Annotated in this window: 13 protein-coding genes; 4 read left to right on the top strand and 9 right to left on the bottom strand. The window is 40.7% G+C overall.

What is annotated here, in order from left to right; genetic code table 11:
- Positions 1 to 36 precede the first annotated feature (36 nt).
- Positions 37 to 2604 carry a TonB-dependent receptor plug domain-containing protein gene (locus AB6T38_RS02820; RefSeq protein ID WP_372545829.1) on the bottom strand — a complete coding sequence of 856 codons (2568 nt, stop codon included), beginning with the start codon at positions 2602 to 2604 and terminating at the stop codon, positions 37 to 39.
- Positions 2605 to 3297: 693 nt separating this feature from the next.
- Between AB6T38_RS02820 and AB6T38_RS02815 the strand changes: the two genes are divergently transcribed.
- On the top strand, positions 3298 to 4314 hold the full coding sequence (locus tag AB6T38_RS02815) for a GDSL-type esterase/lipase family protein (protein ID WP_372545828.1): 1017 nt from the start codon (positions 3298 to 3300) through the stop codon (positions 4312 to 4314).
- Between the two features lie 62 nt (positions 4315 to 4376).
- On the opposite strand, the gene gnd is transcribed toward AB6T38_RS02815, so the two are convergent.
- Complete coding sequence (gene gnd, locus AB6T38_RS02810) at positions 4377 to 5843, bottom strand: decarboxylating NADP(+)-dependent phosphogluconate dehydrogenase (protein ID WP_372545827.1); 1467 nt, start codon at positions 5841 to 5843, stop codon at positions 4377 to 4379.
- Positions 5844 to 6088: 245 nt separating this feature from the next.
- On the opposite strand from gnd, the gene AB6T38_RS02805 reads away from it, so the two are divergent.
- On the top strand, positions 6089 to 7405 hold the full coding sequence (locus AB6T38_RS02805) for a M20/M25/M40 family metallo-hydrolase (RefSeq protein ID WP_372545825.1): 1317 nt from the start codon (positions 6089 to 6091) through the stop codon (positions 7403 to 7405).
- 91 nt (positions 7406 to 7496) lie between these two features.
- On the opposite strand, the gene pncB is transcribed toward AB6T38_RS02805, so the two are convergent.
- Positions 7497 to 8726 (bottom strand): nicotinate phosphoribosyltransferase, encoded by a 1230-nt coding sequence (gene pncB, locus AB6T38_RS02800; protein ID WP_372545824.1) that lies wholly within the window; start codon positions 8724 to 8726, stop codon positions 7497 to 7499.
- A complete protein-coding gene (locus tag AB6T38_RS02795) occupies positions 8726 to 9379 on the bottom strand; it encodes an isochorismatase family protein (RefSeq protein WP_372545822.1) in 654 nt (217 codons plus the stop codon). Before AB6T38_RS02795 ends, pncB begins: the two co-directional genes overlap by 1 nt.
- A 185-nt stretch (positions 9380 to 9564) precedes the next feature.
- Between AB6T38_RS02795 and AB6T38_RS02790 the strand changes: the two genes are divergently transcribed.
- On the top strand, positions 9565 to 10095 hold the full coding sequence (locus tag AB6T38_RS02790) for a nicotinate-nicotinamide nucleotide adenylyltransferase (RefSeq protein ID WP_372545821.1): 531 nt from the start codon (positions 9565 to 9567) through the stop codon (positions 10093 to 10095).
- 42 nt (positions 10096 to 10137) lie between these two features.
- On the opposite strand, the gene AB6T38_RS02785 is transcribed toward AB6T38_RS02790, so the two are convergent.
- The 5 genes from AB6T38_RS02785 to AB6T38_RS02765 form a co-directional block, all read right to left on the bottom strand.
- On the bottom strand, positions 10138 to 11649 hold the full coding sequence (locus AB6T38_RS02785; protein WP_372545820.1) for a carboxylesterase/lipase family protein: 1512 nt from the start codon (positions 11647 to 11649) through the stop codon (positions 10138 to 10140).
- A gap of 68 nt (positions 11650 to 11717) precedes the next feature.
- Complete coding sequence (locus AB6T38_RS02780; protein WP_372545819.1) at positions 11718 to 13493, bottom strand: DUF885 family protein; 1776 nt, start codon at positions 13491 to 13493, stop codon at positions 11718 to 11720.
- Positions 13494 to 13603: 110 nt separating this feature from the next.
- Complete coding sequence (gene moeB / locus AB6T38_RS02775; RefSeq protein WP_372545818.1) at positions 13604 to 14377, bottom strand: molybdopterin-synthase adenylyltransferase MoeB; 774 nt, start codon at positions 14375 to 14377, stop codon at positions 13604 to 13606.
- Complete coding sequence (locus tag AB6T38_RS02770) at positions 14374 to 15618, bottom strand: ABC transporter permease (protein WP_372545817.1); 1245 nt, start codon at positions 15616 to 15618, stop codon at positions 14374 to 14376. Before AB6T38_RS02770 ends, moeB begins: the two co-directional genes overlap by 4 nt.
- Complete coding sequence (locus tag AB6T38_RS02765) at positions 15615 to 16331, bottom strand: ABC transporter ATP-binding protein (RefSeq protein WP_372545815.1); 717 nt, start codon at positions 16329 to 16331, stop codon at positions 15615 to 15617. Before AB6T38_RS02765 ends, AB6T38_RS02770 begins: the two co-directional genes overlap by 4 nt.
- Before the next feature lie 440 nt (positions 16332 to 16771).
- On the opposite strand from AB6T38_RS02765, the gene AB6T38_RS02760 reads away from it, so the two are divergent.
- Positions 16772 to 18700: an alpha-amylase family protein gene (locus AB6T38_RS02760; RefSeq protein ID WP_372545814.1), complete on the top strand. Its 1929-nt coding sequence runs from the start codon at positions 16772 to 16774 to the stop codon at positions 18698 to 18700.
- Positions 18701 to 18763: the final 63 nt, after the last annotated feature.

The raw sequence follows: 18763 nt of genomic DNA, 5'->3' as shown, positions 1-18763 counted from the left end.
TAATTTATTGGTTTTTAGTACTAAAACAGATAGCGTTTAGAAACTGTACGTACCCTGAACATAGTAATAACCACCGTTGTAATCGAAAGGACCACTTTCATAATATATGGCACCTAACTCACCCAAAGTACCGTCTTTGAGTTTTTGAGCTTCTTGATCAAACAAGTTGTTTGCTCCAGCAGAAATGGTAAATGAGTCATTGATGTAATAGCTCACTTCAATATCTACAGTTACCGCAGAATCAGCAATCTCAGAACCCCAATCAGAGGTATCATCCGCATGAGTCGCGTAATATTCACCAAAGTAGTTAGCACGAACGAACATGCTTACATCTTCCCAGCTCTGGGATACGGTGAATGTTCCACGATGGTCTGGCATGCCTCTTTCTAAGCGGCGCACTTTACCTTCATCGGTTGTTTCTGGGTTAAATGAATCAACTGAAGTTTCATTCCAGTTATAAGCAAGACTTAAAGTTGTATCACCGTCAAACAAATTAAGGGAATAATTTGCCACTAAATCGATACCTTGAGTTGTAGTATCGAAATCGTTTGCGTAGTAAGTAACGGCTGAAATCAACTCAGGATTTTGCACACCTAGACTTCTAAGTTCCTCATAGTCTTCTTCAAGAACCGTAATCTGACTTGACTGTGCGATACGATCTGTCACTTCGATATTGTAGTAATCAATGGTGAAGAAAACATCACCCGTTTCAATTACAGCACCAAATGCAAAACTAGTTGATTCTTCAGGATTTAACTCTTTACCGCCGTAGAATGATGACAAAGGATCCGTTGGTGGCGCGATAAAGGTCTGGATTAAATCACCATTAACAATTGAAGTCTGGGTATTTACAACATTCGCCTGACCAACAGTTGGCGCTCTAAAACCAGTACTGTGAGAGCCACGTAGAGACACAGTATCGTTAACAACATACTGAACCGTCAATTTATAGTCTAATGTGTCACCAAAAGAAGAGAAGTCCTCGTATCTAATTGCTGCACCTAGTAGGAAATCGTCGGTTAAGTAACTTTCCACATCTAAATATGCACCCACATTGCGACGTGTGTTTACACCTGCCGACTCTGGACCAAAACCTTTGAAGCCGTGAGAACCGATGTTAAAGCCTTGGTCTGCGTATTCACCAGCCTCCCAAGAAGCCTGTTCACCTGCAACAATTTCAAAGCTTTCTTCACGCCACTCTAATCCAGATGCGAAATTAACATCTTTACCGCCCATTTCTAATTGTTTAACTAAATCGAAGTTAAAGGTTTTTTCTAATTGGATATATGAGCCTGTTTCAAATTCCGTAGGTGTATCTAAACCTAAAGAAGGGTTTAGAGTATTTTTCAGGTTAAATTTAGATTCACTGCGGCCGACTGAACCACTTAAATCAAAATACCAATCCGCCAAAAAGCCTGATTTAATCTCGCCTTTGGTTCCCATTGTTAAAGATGTATCGGTAATATTACCACCGAACTGAGGTGTATAACCGCCTGCAAAACCAGGAACCATGTTCATTGAGAAACAATTTGGATCTGCAACCATATCCATATATTCTTGCGTGTCTAGCACGTTGGGAACATTTGCAGGCACTACAGCACAACTGCTTTGATCGCCGTTTACAGCACCAACCAACAATGTTTCACCGCCGTCATTTGAATAAACGTTACCGCGGTTATGGGGATTACGGTAATAAAAACCACCTGTCACGTCACGCTCTGAGTAGTTACCGAATAAATAAAATTCTTTATCATCACCTAAATCAAGACCAATATTACCGAAAATGGTTATATCGTCATCAATTTCTGGGTTACCCCATATTTGTGCAGGGTTTTGTATTTCTGTATTGCCAGCTTCAAATATAGCCTGAGCATCTGGACGTTGCACACTGCGGCTAGTGGCATCTGCAGTTTTATACTGAAAACTAAAGTTGGCAAAACCTTCGGTAGTGAAAGGCAAACCAATGTTACCGTCGAATACTGTTGAATCACCATCACCTTCATAATAACTACCTTGGCGAATCGAGAAAGATCCCCCTTCAGAATCATCTTTAAGCACAAAGTTCATTACCCCAGCAATGGCATCTGAACCATATTGCGCAGCCGCACCATCCCGTAACACTTCAACTTGCTTAAGAGCGACACTAGGAATAACAGAAATGTCTGGGCCTTGTGCCCCATCGTTTACACCACCCCCTTGGAAAGCAATTACTGATGCACGGTGACGGCGCTTACCATTTAACAAAATCAACGTACTATCAGAGGATAAACCACGCAAATTTACCGGACGAATTAAGGAAGCCGCGTCACTAATGGGTTGTGCACGGACGTTAAATGACGGAACCGCTGCAACCAACATATCTAGCATGTCAGTAGATGCGTTTTTCGACAGCTCGTCTCCACCAATTATATCGATGGGTACAGGAGAATCACCTACTGAACGTGGCGCTCCGCGACTACCAACTACCGCAATTTTTTCAACGTCAGCGTTTGCATCAGCAGACTCTTGAGCCATTAGTGATGAGGTCATTGTCAAAGATAGTGCAGCCGTTGCCGACAATCCCATCTTTATTCCCATCGAAAGTTTAGAAAAGTTTTTCTTCATGTGTTGTTCCCATAATTTAAAATATTTGGATTTTTCAGTTTATTTTCCAATCTAATCACGCGATTTAGCTAAGCTCTTATTTGCGAACTGATACTAAAATCGACATGTTGGATGCGCTACTTATGACCTATAACTTTTTTTTAGCGCAACCACAATATTAGTTATAGTTTGGAATGGAAATAATTTCAACCAAATTGGCTAAAATTCCTTTAAAAAATAGTGGTTTACTGCTTAAATTCGATATCATCGTAAAGATTTAATTGCTACTAAACGAGATAGAAAAGATTCGTTTGCTACTATGCTTTCATTCGATACCACCTAAAATATTCGTTAAACCTTTATATTATTTAGAGTTTTTATATTGATGCAGTTGTCACCAAAAAGTGCTATCGAGCTGTGCAAGGAGTAATTATGGGTAGTTTAGATATAAAAAAGCCCCGTATAAAACGGGGCGAAAGCATCCAGCTAGACTGGAAAATTGGGGAGAAGCGTTTCACTTGTTGCATTAAGGTCAATCATTGACGAGCTTTGATCAGCAAATATTATCCACAAAGTGAACAGTTATTTAATCAACCTTAAGCAATCCAAGAAAACAAGTTCACTATTAGTTTACGCTTTGCTATGTAATTCAACATACCATCTACCGTATAATTCCTGTCATATATCGCATAACCAACTGAGTTTTGGTTAGAAATGAAAAAAGAAGTTTATTTTGATGATCCACGGTTTGCTATTATGGGCAGAACCTTAAGCACAAATAACAGCCTTGAGCTCAGTTATCCTGGGGTCAGTGTGCACTTTAATGCTTTAGCAGAAAGGGTTCAGTTGGTTGCTTACAGCCAACACGGCAAAGGCCGAATAGACGTTGTTGTAAATAACAAACTAGCCAAGATTTTAGTGGTTTCCAAGACACCTAAACCTTTTTATCTAATCAAAGCTAAACAAGCAAAACTCAACAAGATAGAACTAATTAATCGCGGAGAATCTTGGCATGGCATCATTAGTCTCAAATCACTCATTTTAGAAAGTGGCGACTTGTTAGAGACACCTTCACTGCCTTCCAAAAAATTACTTTTTGTTGGCGATTCAATCATCTCAGGTGCTTTAATGGAAAGGCCGGCACCAACCAGTAATACCCGCAAAGGCCCTCATTTATCCAATGCTAGACAATCCTTTGGCATGCTCTTAGGCAGAATGTTAAACGCCCAAGTACACTTAATCGCTTACGGGGGACGAGGACTACTACAAGGTTCAGATACGTCAGTACGTTTACCACAGTTGCCCCAGATTTTTCCTCTGACAATTCCAGAAACACCTTATAACCATAGATGGCCCACTGACGCCTATATACCAGATGGCATTTTTATTTGTTTGGGAACAAATGACTTCTATAATGACATTCCTAATATCGATTTATTCAACCAGCACTACGCTGATTGGATTGAGCATTTATTAGCCCTATATCCTGATACTCAAATTATGATTTCAGAAGGACCCATGCTCAGCAATAGCATGGAAAATAAGCTTAAAAAACACTGTTTGATCCAATGTTTGCACAGCATAGTCAAACAAGTCAATCACCCACAACTTCATCATGTACCTTGCATAAATTGTGAGGGGGATGAGTTCGATCCCCACCCCACAATTGACCAGCACTTGGCAATAGCAACGCATTTTTCGCCGCTGTTTACCGATATTTTAAACTGGTAACCTAGGTTAAATTGCGGACATAAAAAAAGCTGCAAATGCAGCTTTTTTAACGCTTAAATTATTTACACATCGTAGGTGGTTGAAGCAGTATCTCCGCCTCTGCCTGTCCAATTAGTATGGAAGAATTCACCACGCGGTTTATCTTTACGCTCATAAGTGTGAGCACCAAAATAGTCCCGTTGAGCTTGCAATAAATTCGCTGGAAGGTTTTCCGTGCGGTATCCATCAAAATAACTTAATGCGGATGATAAACAAGGAATCGCAACACCTTGCATAGCTGCGGTAGCGACTACTTCACGCCAACCTTGCTGAGCGTTAGCTACCACTTGGTTAAAGTAGTCATCTAACAATAAATTATCTAAGCCAAGGTTGTTGTCGTAAGCGGCTTTGATGTTATCCAAGAATACCGAACGAATAATACAGCCTTCGCGCCACATCATAGCGATGCTGCCATAATCGAGGTCCCATTTATATTCTTTAGCAGCTTCTTGCAAAACAGCAAAACCTTGGGCATATGAGACGATTTTAGAAGCCAGTAACGCCTGACGTAAGCTTTCAAGGAAAGCTTCTTTATCCCCAGTAAATTCGGCCTTAGGACCTGAGATAGTTTTCGCAGCTTGCACACGCTGATCTTTTATCGCCGAAAGACATCGAGCAAACACAGCTTCACCGATCAACGTTAGAGGCACACCTAAATGCAACGCCGTGATGCCTGTCCACTTGCCAGTACCTTTTTGTCCTGCAGTATCCAAAATACTATTGACTAGCGCTTCGCCGTTCTCTTTATAACCTAGAATATCGGCGGTAATTTCAGTCAGATAGCTCGATAATTCAGTTTCATTCCACTGTTTAAAAACAGCCTGCATTTCATCGGTGCTCATGCCTAATAAATCTTGCATTAGAATGAAGCCTTCGCAAATAATTTGCATATCGCCATATTCAATGCCGTTATGGACCATTTTCACGAAATGTCCTGCTCCGCCTTCTCCTACCCAATCACAACATGGGATCGATAGCTCACCGTTTTCATCTTTTACTTTAGCCGAAATAGCTTGGAAAATAGGTTTAACGTGTGGCCATGCTTGTGAGTTTCCGCCCGGCATAATTGATGGGCCAAGCAATGCGCCTTCTTCGCCACCAGACACACCCGTCCCCACGTATAACAACCCTTTTTCGGTTAACATGGCGGTACGACGGTTAGAATCTTCAAACTGACTATTGCCGCCATCAATGATAATGTCACCTTTATCTAAATGGGGGATCAATTGTTCGATAAAGTCATCTACTGGTTGGCCCGACTTAACCATTAACATAATCTTGCGTGGTGAACTTAATGAGGCAACAAGAGATTCTATAGAATCTGCTCCACGAATGGTTTTGTCTTTTGCTCGCGTTCCTAGAAAATTTTCCACTTTGCTATAAGAGCGGTTATAGGCCGTAACCGTAAACCCTTTACTAGCCATATTTAAAATTAGGTTTTCGCCCATTACGGCTAAGCCAACTACGGCTATGTCAGAAAGTGCTTTCATAAATTTCCTCGTTGAATATATGTTCAATCTACTCTGATTTTTGCGCAAGTATAGTCTAGACAGCGTCAGATTGATTAAGAATGATGACAAAAAGTGCGCGTAATTTACAGGAATATGGGCTGTATTTATAGTTTGATACTTAATCAATTGCTTAAAATCTTCAGTTTTAAACATTTTTCATATAACTAGACTTTATAAGACGCTAATTTTAAGCTGTTTAGCAAATTACTTATCCGTGGATTATTATGCTATTTCGACGCTTTTTATTCTTTTCTCTCACTCTATTTTCTGTGCTTGTAAACGCCGCTCAGGTTAGTCCGCGTATCGAAGCTAAGATTGTTGATACTTTGAATCAGCAATTACCTGAAGCCAAAGCACTGTTGATAGAGTCCGTTAATATCAATAGTGGCACCATGAACTTTAGTGGAGTCAAACAAGTTGGTATGTTATTTAAAGATGAATTAGAGCCCCTAGGATTCGATGTACAATGGCAAGATGGTGCTGAGTTTGGACGAGCTGGACACTTAGTTGCTAGCTACGGGAGCAAAGGCCCCAAAATTTTGATGATCGGACACCTTGATACTGTGTTTGCGAAAACTGACAGTTTTCAAAGCTATCAAAGTTTAGCAAATAACAAAGCCGCAGGCCCGGGCGTTACCGACATGAAAGGCGGCGACGTTATCATTATTGAGGTGATGCGAGCGTTAAAAACCCTAGGGCTGCTGGATGAAGTGAGCATTCAGATTGTGATGACCGGCGACGAGGAACGCAGTGGCAAACCTTTGTCAGCATCAAAAGCCGCTATAATAGATGCTGCAAGATGGGCAGATATTGCCCTTGGGTTTGAAGATGGTGATGGCAGTATTAAAACCGCAGTAGTGGCGCGCAGAGGCTCTGTTGATTGGCAATTAGAAGTCAGCGGTCGGCCAGCCCATTCTTCGCAAATTTTTAGTGAAAAAGTAGGCTATGGCGCAGTATTTGAAGCCGCTCGTATCTTAGATACCTTCCGCCAAAAACTAGCTAACCTGGGCGATTTAACTTTCAATCCAGGTGTAATTTTAGGAGGGACTGAAGTAACCTTCGATGATAAGTCAGCCAGTGGCAGTGCATTTGGTAAAAATAACGTAGTTGCGCAAAAGCTGTTAGTGAAAGGCGGAATACGAGCCTTAACTCAAGACGAGTTAACGACAGCCAAAACCACTATGCACAATATTGTTAAACAAAATTTGCTGCATACCAGTGCCACCCTAACGATTGGCGAAGGATATCCGCCCATGGCACCAACGGAACAAAACTACCAGTTACTGCAATGGTATAGTGATATCAGTGACTCCCTTGGTTACGGTAAGGTAGAAGCGGTTAACCCACGTAATGCGGGAGCAGCAGATATTTCCTTTGCCGCTGAGCACGTGGATATGGCCCTTGATGGTTTAGGTTTAATGGGCAGCGGAGGTCATACTAAAAACGAGATTGCGGATATGGATAGCTTTGCTAAGAATATGCATAAAGCAGCGCTATTGATTTACCGCATAAGTCAGAATTACCCAAGCCAACAACAATAGTTAGCAATAGTAATTAATACTCTTAACTCCTATGGTTAACCAAAAAAAAAGCCTGAATGGCGTTCATTCAGGCTTATTCAAAACTAGCTTATTAAGCCCAAGTTACGTTATAAACGTCCTTTAAATAACGCACAAAATTTTCATCATCACATAGGTTTTTACCTACAGTGTCAGATATTTTGGCTACGGGCTTTCCGTTTACTTTAACTAACTTCATAACCATATTTAACGGTTCAACCCCTTCAACATCGTTTGATAAAAAAGTGCCTATACCGAAAGAGGTGCGGATCCGACCTCGAAAGTGCAGAAATAGCTCTACCATTTTTTCAAAATTCAGAGCATCACTAAAAATCACTGTTTTAGTTGTCGCATCGAGCTTTAAATCTGTGTACATTTTTATGGCTTTTTCACCGAACTCAAAGGGGCAACCCGAGTCTTGCCGTAAACCCTCAAACAATTTAGCGAAGTATAAATCAAAGTCTCGCACAAAGGCGTCCATACCAATAATATCAGTAAGCGCATAACCTAATTGTCCACGAAACTCCTTCACCCAACACTCTAAAGTATGTTTTTGAGAATGGGCTAATTGAACCCCAACTTGCTGGGATAACATAAAGATTTCATGGGCCATAGTACCAATAGGATTGACACCCAACTCTTTGGCAATATGCATATTAGATGTCCCCAGAAAAAACTCTGGAAGTTGCTTGTTAAGCATATCAACCACGGTCAATTGGGTTTCATAGCTAAATCTACGTCGAGTTCCAAAATCCGCTAAGGTTAAGCCTGTAAGGTCGTGCTTTTGATGCTGTGCCTTTAACCAATCAATTTTGTTGAATAAAGGTTTACGCACATCTTGATAAGATTTGTTCGGATAATTTCGGCGGTTATATACTTCGGCTACCGTGGATAAAACCGGCATTTCAAAATTATGAATGTGCATTAACGGACCACGAGCACTAATAGCTAATTGACCGTTTTCTTCAGAGACGAACAAGAATCGACTTTGAAACGACCACATTCTTGCCCACTCAATGAAATCTTTGGTGTACCAAGGTGTTTTCTCTAACCAACGAATTTGATCATCAGTAAACTTCAAACCGTCGAGCTTTTGTAACTCTTGTTGAATCTCTGCCTGATAGGGCCGCAAATCCACATCACTACGCATGAAAAAACGGTATTCTGCTTCCTCAATATATGGGTATTGGTGCATGAAGCACTGCCACATATTCATTTTATAATAATCGTTATCTAGGGTAGAAAAATTGAGATTTTTGCGAAAAATAGAATTGCGTTTAACAGAAGCCTTGGGAAAGTTCACTAACCTGCACTCCGATTAGCTAGCCATGTTTTGACCTCATGACTGTTTTCCAAGATAGTAATGCCTTTAGTTTTCATTATTTCAATCTGTTCCTTTACTCCATCAGGATTAATTCCCCGACACGCTGCCAAGTTCAGAGCGACATTAAAGTGTCGAGAATTTTGCAACTGAATGGCCGTTGTGGCAACGCAAAAATCGGTAGCTAACCCGCCAACAATGACAGTATCAACATTGTTAAACACCAAATATTCAATCACACCCGTAGATAACTTTTCAGCAAGATCATGATAACAAGCTCCGTAAGGATGAAGTTCAGGTGCCACGCCTTTCCACACAAAAAAGTCATACTCTGTGGCAGCAGGGAGTCCATCCAGTAATTCAAACCCTATGGTTCCGGGTCGACAATGCATTTTGAATGTACAATCGGTATCGGCATATTCAAGGGGTTTAAATTGATCTTCATCTTTTTCGACTCTGAACAAAGCTTGTTCACAATGTGCATCACTTGAACCAATAATGAAATCAGCTAGTGCATTTTGAGCAACAAGTTCAGGGACAATTTTGTCACCTTCATTCACTGGCAATTCATCTGGACAAATAGGCGTAAAACCTTTTTGAGGATCCACGTTAATTGACGCAATTTTAGATTTCATTAACACCTTTCCCAGAATTTTAATGCTGTATTTACGCAGTATACATTTCTACAACATTTTGATTTTTATGTTTATATTTTTTCGCGGTTTTAACTACACTTTTAGTCAAAGTTATGGCTCAATAGTAAGACGTTAATCCCGAGTCAAATTAGTCATAACACTTATTTTTACTGGAACCTGAAAGTATGAAGATAGCGATTTTTGGTGCTGCATTTAATCCCCCCACTTTAGGGCATCAAGACGCAATAGAATACATATCTTCTCAACAACCAAGTTTCGACAGCATATTGCTTATTCCCTCATATGCCCACGCTTTTTCTAAGAAAATGCTTTCCTATGAGCACAGAGTATCAATGTTGCATTTATTTGCACAGCAACTAAATGATCCGAAGATTGAAGTATTCCCTGTTGAAGATCAACTTAGCGATGGTACCAATCCAATTTATACATTTGATTTACTTACCTATTTACAAGCAGAATACTTTCCTGATGCAAAGCTAAGCTTCGTAATGGGACCAGATAACCAAGTAAACTGGCATAAATTCTATAAATCCCAAGAAGTAACTGATAATTGGGATATATTAGTCGTGCCTGAACGTGTTGCTATCCGCTCAACCGCCGTGCGAGATAATTTAGTTAATCATAAAAACATCGACAATCAAGTTCCCAAAGAAGTGGCCCAGTACATAAACCAACACGATTTATACGTAAACTAGCCACATCACTTGAGATTGCGGGTTAACGGAATGTAAACCCCCTTAGTGGTCCTTAAGCTCAGCTTTACGCTGATTAAATAAGTCTTCTAGTATGGCTAATTTGTCTGCTCGTACCTCTGGTCTAACCGATATTTTGTCGGCAATCTCTAACCAGTCATCTGCTGTATTCGTTAACCTTGGCCATTTTGGCAAGTTCGGGCCGTTGGGGTTTTGCTGTTTAATAAAGTTATACCAATATTGACGCATTTGATTTAATACCGGCACATTATCAGATTGAAACAACATATAGGTTTCTGAGGCATGCTTAGCACCATGGGGAAATGCTTGTTTATCACTGACGTAATTGTAAAAGTAGCGATACCCTGCTTGACCAATTTTAGGCATACTTTGAGTGGTCAACTTAGCGGCTAGTAGATAGCGTAAATCACCAAATAAATGCTGATAAGCTAGTGCAGAGGTGGAAACCTCATCGAGTTTATATAGCTGTTTTATCCGTTGTTTATGTTTTCCCATTAACGAAAATAGAGCTTTTGGTGCTACCCCAGAATAAGGGTAAACGCTGCCTTCGTAACTATTCCCGCCACTGATGTAAGGCACCGAATGTTGCCGACCTTGTACAAACATAATGGCTGGTTCTTCAGGTAAGGTTTTGCCATCAATAATGGGAATGAGAAAACCATCAATGGCCGCCACAAGTGCTGCAGGGGAGGCTTCATACAGTAGACTTTTTATCACCTTTTGAGGCGTGTGGTCTTGCACTTCTATACCTAGCGCTTTGCGTGCAATCTGATCAGATATATGTTCGGCGCTAGGGCTGGTTTTAAGTTCGGTAACTAACTTCGTTCTAGGCAACGGCCAAGCGCCATAACCACTTTGTGCAATAGCACCTTGAAACAGTCCCTTACTTTCGGGGTTAACCATTAGCATCTGCACGGCCATGCCCCCTGCGGAACCACCGGCAATGGTGATACGCTTGGGATCACCACCAAAGGCACTTATATTGGCTTTTAACCATTTAAGTGCAGTGACCATATCCATTACACTAAAGTTGTTTCCTTTGGGTGTTGTCAGTGCGCTAGGGGCGAAAATTCCTAACGCTCCCAATCGATAGTTAAAGGTAACTAAAATAATCCCATTGTCGTTCCAATTTTTATGTCCATGGGCAGTCATATTGCCAGAACCAAAAACAAAGCCACCGCCGTGGATCCAAACCAATACGGGTAAACCTTGAGCTTCTAAATCAATTGAATCTGGACTGAATATGTTTAGGGTTAAACAGTTTTCACTTTGCTTTAATTTTTGATTTTTTTGCGGGCAAACTGGACCATATTGATCTGCGGACACTTCACCAGAAAATTGACTTACTGAAACGGGCGGTTGCCAACGTAACTCACCAATGGGAGGTTGGGCATAGGGTATCCCTTTGAATTGAATACTATTGCCCTGATGTATCCCCTTCACTGTCCCCTGAGATAGCTGTTTTGTGGTCAGTTCGTCGAAAGCCTGTCCTTGTAAAGACACCAGCAATAGCGATAAAACTACTACTAACCTCATTACACCCAGTGTTTTATTAAATAAAATATCCAAAGTGACTCTCCATTTCTAGCGAATTGCTGGGCCCATTAGATTTTCTGTTTTTCAATCCACTCTTTGGTTAGTTGTTCGAGCAAATCCAAGGGTAAACTGCCATTTTTTAGGATTTGATCATGAAACTTGCGAACGTCAAATTGCTCACCTAATTGCTGCTGGGCAAAATGACGTAATTCCATAATTTTTAATTCACCAATTTTGTAAGACAAAGCTTGTGCTGGCCAACTAATATAACGATCTATTTGGCCTATCACTTCATTCATACTTAGCGCGGTATTTTGCGCCAAATAATCAATAGCTTGCTGTCGAGTCCAGCCTTTGGCATGGATACCGGTATCGACTACTAAGCGACATGCGCGCCACGCCTCGAACGTCAAGCGACCAAAGTCACTAATGGGATCCTGATAGAACCCCATCTCCTTGCCTAAACGCTCTGAGTATAAGCCCCACCCTTCACCGTAAGCAGAGTGATAAAGTTTTTTCCGAAAGTTTGCCATATCTATCTCTTGGGCAATAGAGCTTTGAAAATGATGACCAGGTTCTGCTTCGTGGAATGTTAAAGCTTCTAATGTGTATAGGGGTTGGCTTTTTAAGTCTTGGGTATCTAAAAAGTAAGTGCCGGGCGTAGTACCACTGCCATCAGATCCCACGTAATAAGCGCCACCGTTAGGACTGGATTTAATATCAAATGTGGTGCGTGGTAAAACGCTAAACCACTTAGGTAATTGGCCTGCCATCATACGAGTGATGTAACTGGCTTTTTCTAACATATCTCGAGGGCTATCCGTATAAAACTTATCGTCGGTTCGTAAGTATTCGATAAACTCACTAAAACTGCCTTTAAAGCCTACATCTTCAATAATACTTTGCATTTCTGCTCTGATACGAGCCACTTCATCTAAACCAATTTGGTGAATTTCCTCTGCGGCCATATTGGTTGTAGTGTAATACTCAATCAGATATTTATAATATTCAGCCCCTTTATCAACACTGCTAATACCTGCGGTTTTGCGACAATTAGGCATGTATTGTTGGGTAAAAAAGTCGTAAAACTTTTGGTATTCAGGAATGACCTTTTGCATGATGAGTTGTTTGGCATCTTGTTGCAGTTTGCCTTTCACTTGCTCAGAAATCCGCGCTGGAATATTGGCAAATGGACGCCAAAACACACTATCTTCAACATCTTTTACTATATGTTTACTGATGGACTTATCATAGTTTCTAAAGGTCTCACAGTAATGTACATAGCCTTTGTCCACGGCTTCAGACAGGTCATTTAAGAACTCTTGATTGTAGCGAGGAAAGTCAGCCAAACTAATCAAATAGTTGTCATAATCTTTACGGGTTAAAAATGACATATTCGCTGGTGCGCCAGCGAAATAACTATGATACCCGGAATAATAATTTAACGGGAAAAAGCGGTCTAACTGTTGATAAGTTTTGGCTTCAGCCTGCCGCTCATAAGCGAACAATTTATAAGTGACCTGATCATTTTCTGACAGCTTAGAGACATCAATAGTCCCTAAACGTTGAATCAAGGTTTGATTAAACTTTTCTCTTCTATCCCGCCCTACTGCTGACATATCAGGTAATTTACCTTTAGTTCTAAAGGCATCTGGATCATTGCGAAAAAACAACTGCTCCTTGTTCTCATGTTGCCAATGATCATCGAGTAATTGTTGAAATAACTGGGCGTTTTTTTCGATGCTGCTATTAGCATCTTCGTCATTGTGGGCGTAGGCTAAACTCGAAAGGCAAGTAAAGGTGATAATGAAAACAATGAGTTGACTTAAATTTGTGACGCGCATATTAGCTCCTAAGGTTCAGCAAGCAGTGTAATATTTTTTGTCATGTCACACCATAAGCACTGTTACTGAACTGATTTTATTATTATTAATGAGAGTTTTTTAATGCCTAACTAAACAAGGTGGGAACAAATGGGGCAATCTACATGCTTATTGACCTTAAAGCTCTGCCACTGCATTGTCATTGCATCAAACAGCATTAGTTTGTTACTTAATGATTGTCCAAAATTAACCAGAATCTTAATTGCCTCTAACGCTTGCATCGCGCCAATGACACCTACCACTGGAGACAGCACACCGGCATCAACACAACTCAGTTGTTGCTCGCCAAAGAACCGACTTAAACAGCCATAACATGCATCCTTGTTTTGCGGTTGCATGCTAAACACCTGCCCTTCCATTCGAATGGCTGCCCCTGACACTAAGGGTACGTTTTTTTGTAGACAGGCAAGATTAAGTTGATTTCGAGTGGCTAAATTATCGCTGCAATCCAGCACAATATGATGCTCTGTTAGGACTTGGGCTAAATGATTGTCATCCAATCGCTGGCCGATGGTTTTAATTGTTGTTTGGCTGTTAATTAACGCCAGTTTTTGTTTTGCTGATTCGCATTTCTTGACCCCGATATCAGACTCAGTGTGTAAAATCTGGCGTTGTAAATTAGAGTGCTCCACAATGTCATCATCAACTAGGGTAATTGCCGCAATCCCGCTGGCCACCATATATTGGGCGGCAGCACAGCCTAAGCCACCAACGCCAATTAACAATACTTTTTTAGTAAGCAAAAGCTCTTGTTTGTCTAAATCAAACCCTGGCAACATCACCTGCCGACTGTAACGCATTGCTTGCTCATGAGTCAGTTGGCGAGGTTGATTGTGTTGGCTCATTTGCTGATCAGGCCGTGTTGAATGGACTGACGATAGGCGCTAATTGCAGGTATACACGCAATTAAGAAAGTCGCGCCACTGACTATGCCAATAATCGCCAATGATCGCAGTCCAAAAATACTGTTTTCAATAAATAAACCGTATTCAGCACTTAACCATTTGGCCCCAAATTGGAAACCTAACCAAACTAACACTAAGGCAATCACACTGGCTGTCAGGCTCAGCAACATTGCTTCCATTTGAATCAATAAAAAGACCACTCGGGAATGGGCGCCAATGGCACGAAGCACGGCCATTTCTTGTCGCCTCTCTCTGACCGTAGTGAGTAACATAGTGGCTAAACCCAGCAATGACGAGAACAAAATGAGTGCCGAGATAAATAACAATAAACTTTCCACATTGCCCACTAATTGCCAAAGCTCAGCAAACGCCACTCCAGGTATAATGGCCAACATAGGCTCTTTTTTGTATTGGTTTATACCGCGCTGCAATTGAAACAATTGCATTTTAGAATTAAGGCCAATAAACATGGCGGTCACACTATCAACGTCGATATCAACTTGCTCACCGGCTTCAATTTGATGGAGAATTTCGTGGATCTCAGACTCACTTTTATGGGCCGCTTCTAAACCTTCTAAACTCACATGAATGGTTTGGTCCACTGGGGTGCCTGTTGGCTCTAAGATCCCTTTTACAATAAAGGGAGAATCAGAATGTTTAGTAAAGCTAACCTCAGCCAAACCATGGGACATCTCAATTTCATCGCCTATTTGATAATTCAATTTTTTAGCGACGCCAGAACCTATGACGGCATCAAAGGTTGAAACTAACGAGGTTCCTTGAGCCATTACTAAAGGTTGTTTACTGCCATATTGAAAATGCTGAAAATAGTCATTGGTGGTACCCAACACTCGGAAACCACGATGTGAGTCACCTAATGCGATAGGTATGCTCCACTTAACACTAGGCAGTTTTGCCAAGGCTTGATAACTATCCCAAGACACATTGTTCGTTGGGTTACCAATTCTAAATACCGAATAAAGCAACAAATTAGATTGTCCCGTTGGCGCTCCCACAATGAGATCGACACCAGAAATGGTGCGGCCAAAACTGTCTTTGGCTTGGATCCTTAAATGTTCAACACTGAGCAGCAGCGAAACACTCACAATTATCGATAACATAGTAAGTAATACTGCGGTTAGCCTATGATTGAGACTCTTTATGGCAATACTGAGTATCATTCACTCGCCTCCCATGCTTGGTTGATATCAGCAAGCTTAATATGCTGTTCAAAATAATGCGCCAAACTTAAATCATGGCTTACGAATAATAAGGTAAATTGGTAACGTTCGGCGCTATCCATTAAAAGTTGCATAAAACTATCTCTAGCCGAGGTATCTAAAGCGGAGGTAGGCTCATCGACAATTAACAACTCAGGTTGATTAATTAACGCACGGGCAATGGCCACCCGTTGCTGTTGACCAACACTAAGTTGGCTGGCAGGCTTCTGGAGCAATGCAGAAGGCAAATTCAACTGATTACAAATATTGATAATCGTCTCAGATGGCGCAATTTTAAGACCTTTCCCGAAGTAGGCGGCTAGTTCAATATTTTGTTTCACACTTAAATATGGGATCAAATTAAACTGTTGGAAAACCACTCCGATATGTTCTGCGCGAAACCGGTCACGTTTGCTCTCTGACAACTCAGAGAACGCTTGTCCCAAAATGGAGATAGTGCCACTTGTAGGCTTCAAAGTGCCACAAATCAGATTTAGCAATGTACTTTTACCGGAACCCGACTGACCAGAAATAAATACGTTTTGGTTTTCTTCCACTTGCCATTTTTTGATGTCAATTGTAAGACTTTGGGAATCCGCTAAACTCGCCGCGTTTTGATTGGGGTAACCAAAAGTCACATTATCAAATTCGATAGACCATCGCTTAGTTGTCATAAAACCTGTATCTATTATGCTGCCATTGATAGCTATAACTTTATCCCTTCATTGCTTCAGAAACAAATACTTAGAGTTGAATGTATCTTAGTTCACGGTGAATGTAAGTTCATTTCCCCCAACTCAGTCTATCAGGCTAAGCAATGTCAGTTGGGAAGTCTGTTTGCCTAGCAAGTGAGCCAGCACCATATTGACTGATAACTGAAGCGTTGCGCTAAATGAGGCTAAAGAAATTTACGTTCTCTCAATTTGTTCATGGAGTTAAATTTCAAACCTTTTGTTTATACAAAGTTTGGCACGCCCAACTGTAACGATTAAGTAACAAGCTTAGGTAATTAAATTTATACCCGTACTAGCCCTTGTAAAAATCATGTTAAAATCGTAAAATCCTAAAAATCCCAAAACTTAAACGAATAAGTTAAATTATATTGTGGTGAATAATGAATCTAGAAATTGAGAGCAAACGCTCATTAAAACGTATTTTAGATAGTATTGACTTAACTGCGTTGACCAAAGCTGACAAATTGTTATTTGAGCAGCGTTTACACAGCCATTTCCCTAGGTTATTTGCTCTTTATCTAGAAATTTACGGCCACCATTATGATGTTTATTTTTACCTTCAAGAGCTTGTAAATTGCTTAGCTAAAGGCTTTAGTGAACGCTCTAGGGCATTAAAACTAAAAGACAAAAAACGTCTTGCTGATCCATTGTGGTATAAAAATGAAAACATGCTAGGCATGGCCTGTTATGTCGACCTGATCGCCCAAGATCTACAAGATTTGCAAGCCAAAATTCCTTATTTAAAATCGTTAGGGATAACCTACCTGCATTTAATGCCTCTGTATGATTCCCCAAAAGGTGACAGTGATGGCGGATATGCAGTTTCCGATTACCGTAAGGTCAATGAAAAGTTAGGTACCACTAAAGATTTAATCGCACTGGCTAAAGCGTTAAATAAAGAAGGCATTAGCCTAGTATTAGATTTTGTGTTTAACCACACCTCAGATGAACATAAATGGGCAATGGCTGCGAAACAAGGCGATCCCGAATTCCAAGAGTTTTATTATATGTTCGATGATCGCACTATACCGGACCAATACGAACACAATTTACGAGAAATTTTCCCTCAGGTTCGTCGCGGTAACTACACTTGGAACGAAGACGCAAAAAAATGGGTATGGACAACGTTTAATAACTTCCAATGGGATCTGAACTACTCCAACCCTGCTGTTTTCAACGGAATAACCTCAGAAATGCTATTTTTAGCCAACCTAGGTTGCGAAGCATTGCGCTTAGATGCCCTCGCCTTTATTTGGAAAGAAATGGGAACCACCTGTGAGAATCAAGATAAAGCACACAAATTAATTCAAGCATTTAATAGCTGTTTACAAATATCAGCCCCCGCTGTTGTATTTAAATCTGAAGCTATTGTGCACCCAGACGAAGTAGTGAAATACATTGACGCTGAAGAGTGTCAGTTATCTTACAACCCTTTGTTAATGGCACTGCTGTGGAATAGTCTTGCTACCCGCAAAACCAACTTATTAACCCAATCAATGCAAAAGAGTTTCAGTATTTCACCTAAATGTACATGGGTTAATTACGTACGCTGCCATGATGATATAGGTTGGACGTTTGATGATGAAGTCGCCGCGCAACTAGGCATCAATGGTCAAGATCACAGACATTTCTTAAATCAATTTTACACTGGAAGATTTGAAGGGAGCTTTGCTAAAGGTGTGGCTTTTGGAGAGAACCCAAGTAACGGTGATTGTAGAGTCTGTGGTTCAATGGCATCTTTAGCAGGCTTAGAACAAGGGATCGAATTAGAAGATCAAGCATTGATTGAAAATGCCCTTGCTCGAATCCAATTAATCAATGGGATTATTTTATCAATTGGCGGCATTCCACTGCTCTACTCCGGGGACGAAATTGGCTTGCTGAATGATTACAATTATCGCCTTGATGAAAGTAAGTTGCACGATGCGCGATGGGTCAATCGTATAGCCCTTACTGAGCAATTAATTGACGAGGCAAAAAACCCTAAATCTGCCTCTAATAAAGTGTCCAAGCAACTACAAAAGCTAATTGAATTACGTAAAAATCTACCTGTACTTGGTGATGCGAATACGCAAATTTTAAGTAACGAAAATCCCCATGTATTTAGCTATACCCGATACTCAGACACAGGTGAAGTTTTACTCGCCATCAACAACTTCAGTGAACATCCGCAGCTTATTGGCTCGCAAATTTTACGTCAACTTGGTGAAGGCCCGTATCATGAACATATTTCTAACGAAACCATTGCCAGCACGCAAAACGGGGTAAAACTGTCGGCTTACCAAGTAATGTGGATAACCTTGAAATAACAATCATATTATTCAAATAAGAGCTGTTAGTATAAATATACACGGCTTTGACAATGAACTTGT

Origin of the sequence: Aliiglaciecola sp. SL4, from assembly GCF_041538045.1 — a bacterium.
GTDB lineage: Bacteria > Pseudomonadota > Gammaproteobacteria > Enterobacterales > Alteromonadaceae > Aliiglaciecola.
This window is presented reverse-complemented; position numbering and strand designations above follow the sequence as displayed.

Bases quoted from the DNA above. Each gene is read 5' to 3' on its own strand.
- AB6T38_RS02820 (WP_372545829.1), bottom strand. From the start codon at position 2,604: ATGAAGAAAAACTTTTCTAAACTTTCGATGGGAATAAAGATGGGATTG.
- AB6T38_RS02815 (WP_372545828.1), top strand. From the start codon at position 3,298: ATGAAAAAAGAAGTTTATTTTGATGATCCACGGTTTGCTATTATGGGC.
- gnd (WP_372545827.1), bottom strand. From the start codon at position 5,843: ATGAAAGCACTTTCTGACATAGCCGTAGTTGGCTTAGCCGTAATGGGC.
- AB6T38_RS02805 (WP_372545825.1), top strand. From the start codon at position 6,089: ATGCTATTTCGACGCTTTTTATTCTTTTCTCTCACTCTATTTTCTGTG.
- AB6T38_RS02795 (WP_372545822.1), bottom strand. From the start codon at position 9,379: ATGAAATCTAAAATTGCGTCAATTAACGTGGATCCTCAAAAAGGTTTT.
- AB6T38_RS02790 (WP_372545821.1), top strand. From the start codon at position 9,565: ATGAAGATAGCGATTTTTGGTGCTGCATTTAATCCCCCCACTTTAGGG.
- AB6T38_RS02785 (WP_372545820.1), bottom strand. From the start codon at position 11,649: ATGAGGTTAGTAGTAGTTTTATCGCTATTGCTGGTGTCTTTACAAGGA.
- AB6T38_RS02780 (WP_372545819.1), bottom strand. From the start codon at position 13,493: ATGCGCGTCACAAATTTAAGTCAACTCATTGTTTTCATTATCACCTTT.
- moeB (WP_372545818.1), bottom strand. From the start codon at position 14,377: ATGAGCCAACACAATCAACCTCGCCAACTGACTCATGAGCAAGCAATG.
- AB6T38_RS02770 (WP_372545817.1), bottom strand. From the start codon at position 15,618: ATGATACTCAGTATTGCCATAAAGAGTCTCAATCATAGGCTAACCGCA.
- AB6T38_RS02765 (WP_372545815.1), bottom strand. From the start codon at position 16,331: ATGACAACTAAGCGATGGTCTATCGAATTTGATAATGTGACTTTTGGT.
- AB6T38_RS02760 (WP_372545814.1), top strand. From the start codon at position 16,772: ATGAATCTAGAAATTGAGAGCAAACGCTCATTAAAACGTATTTTAGAT.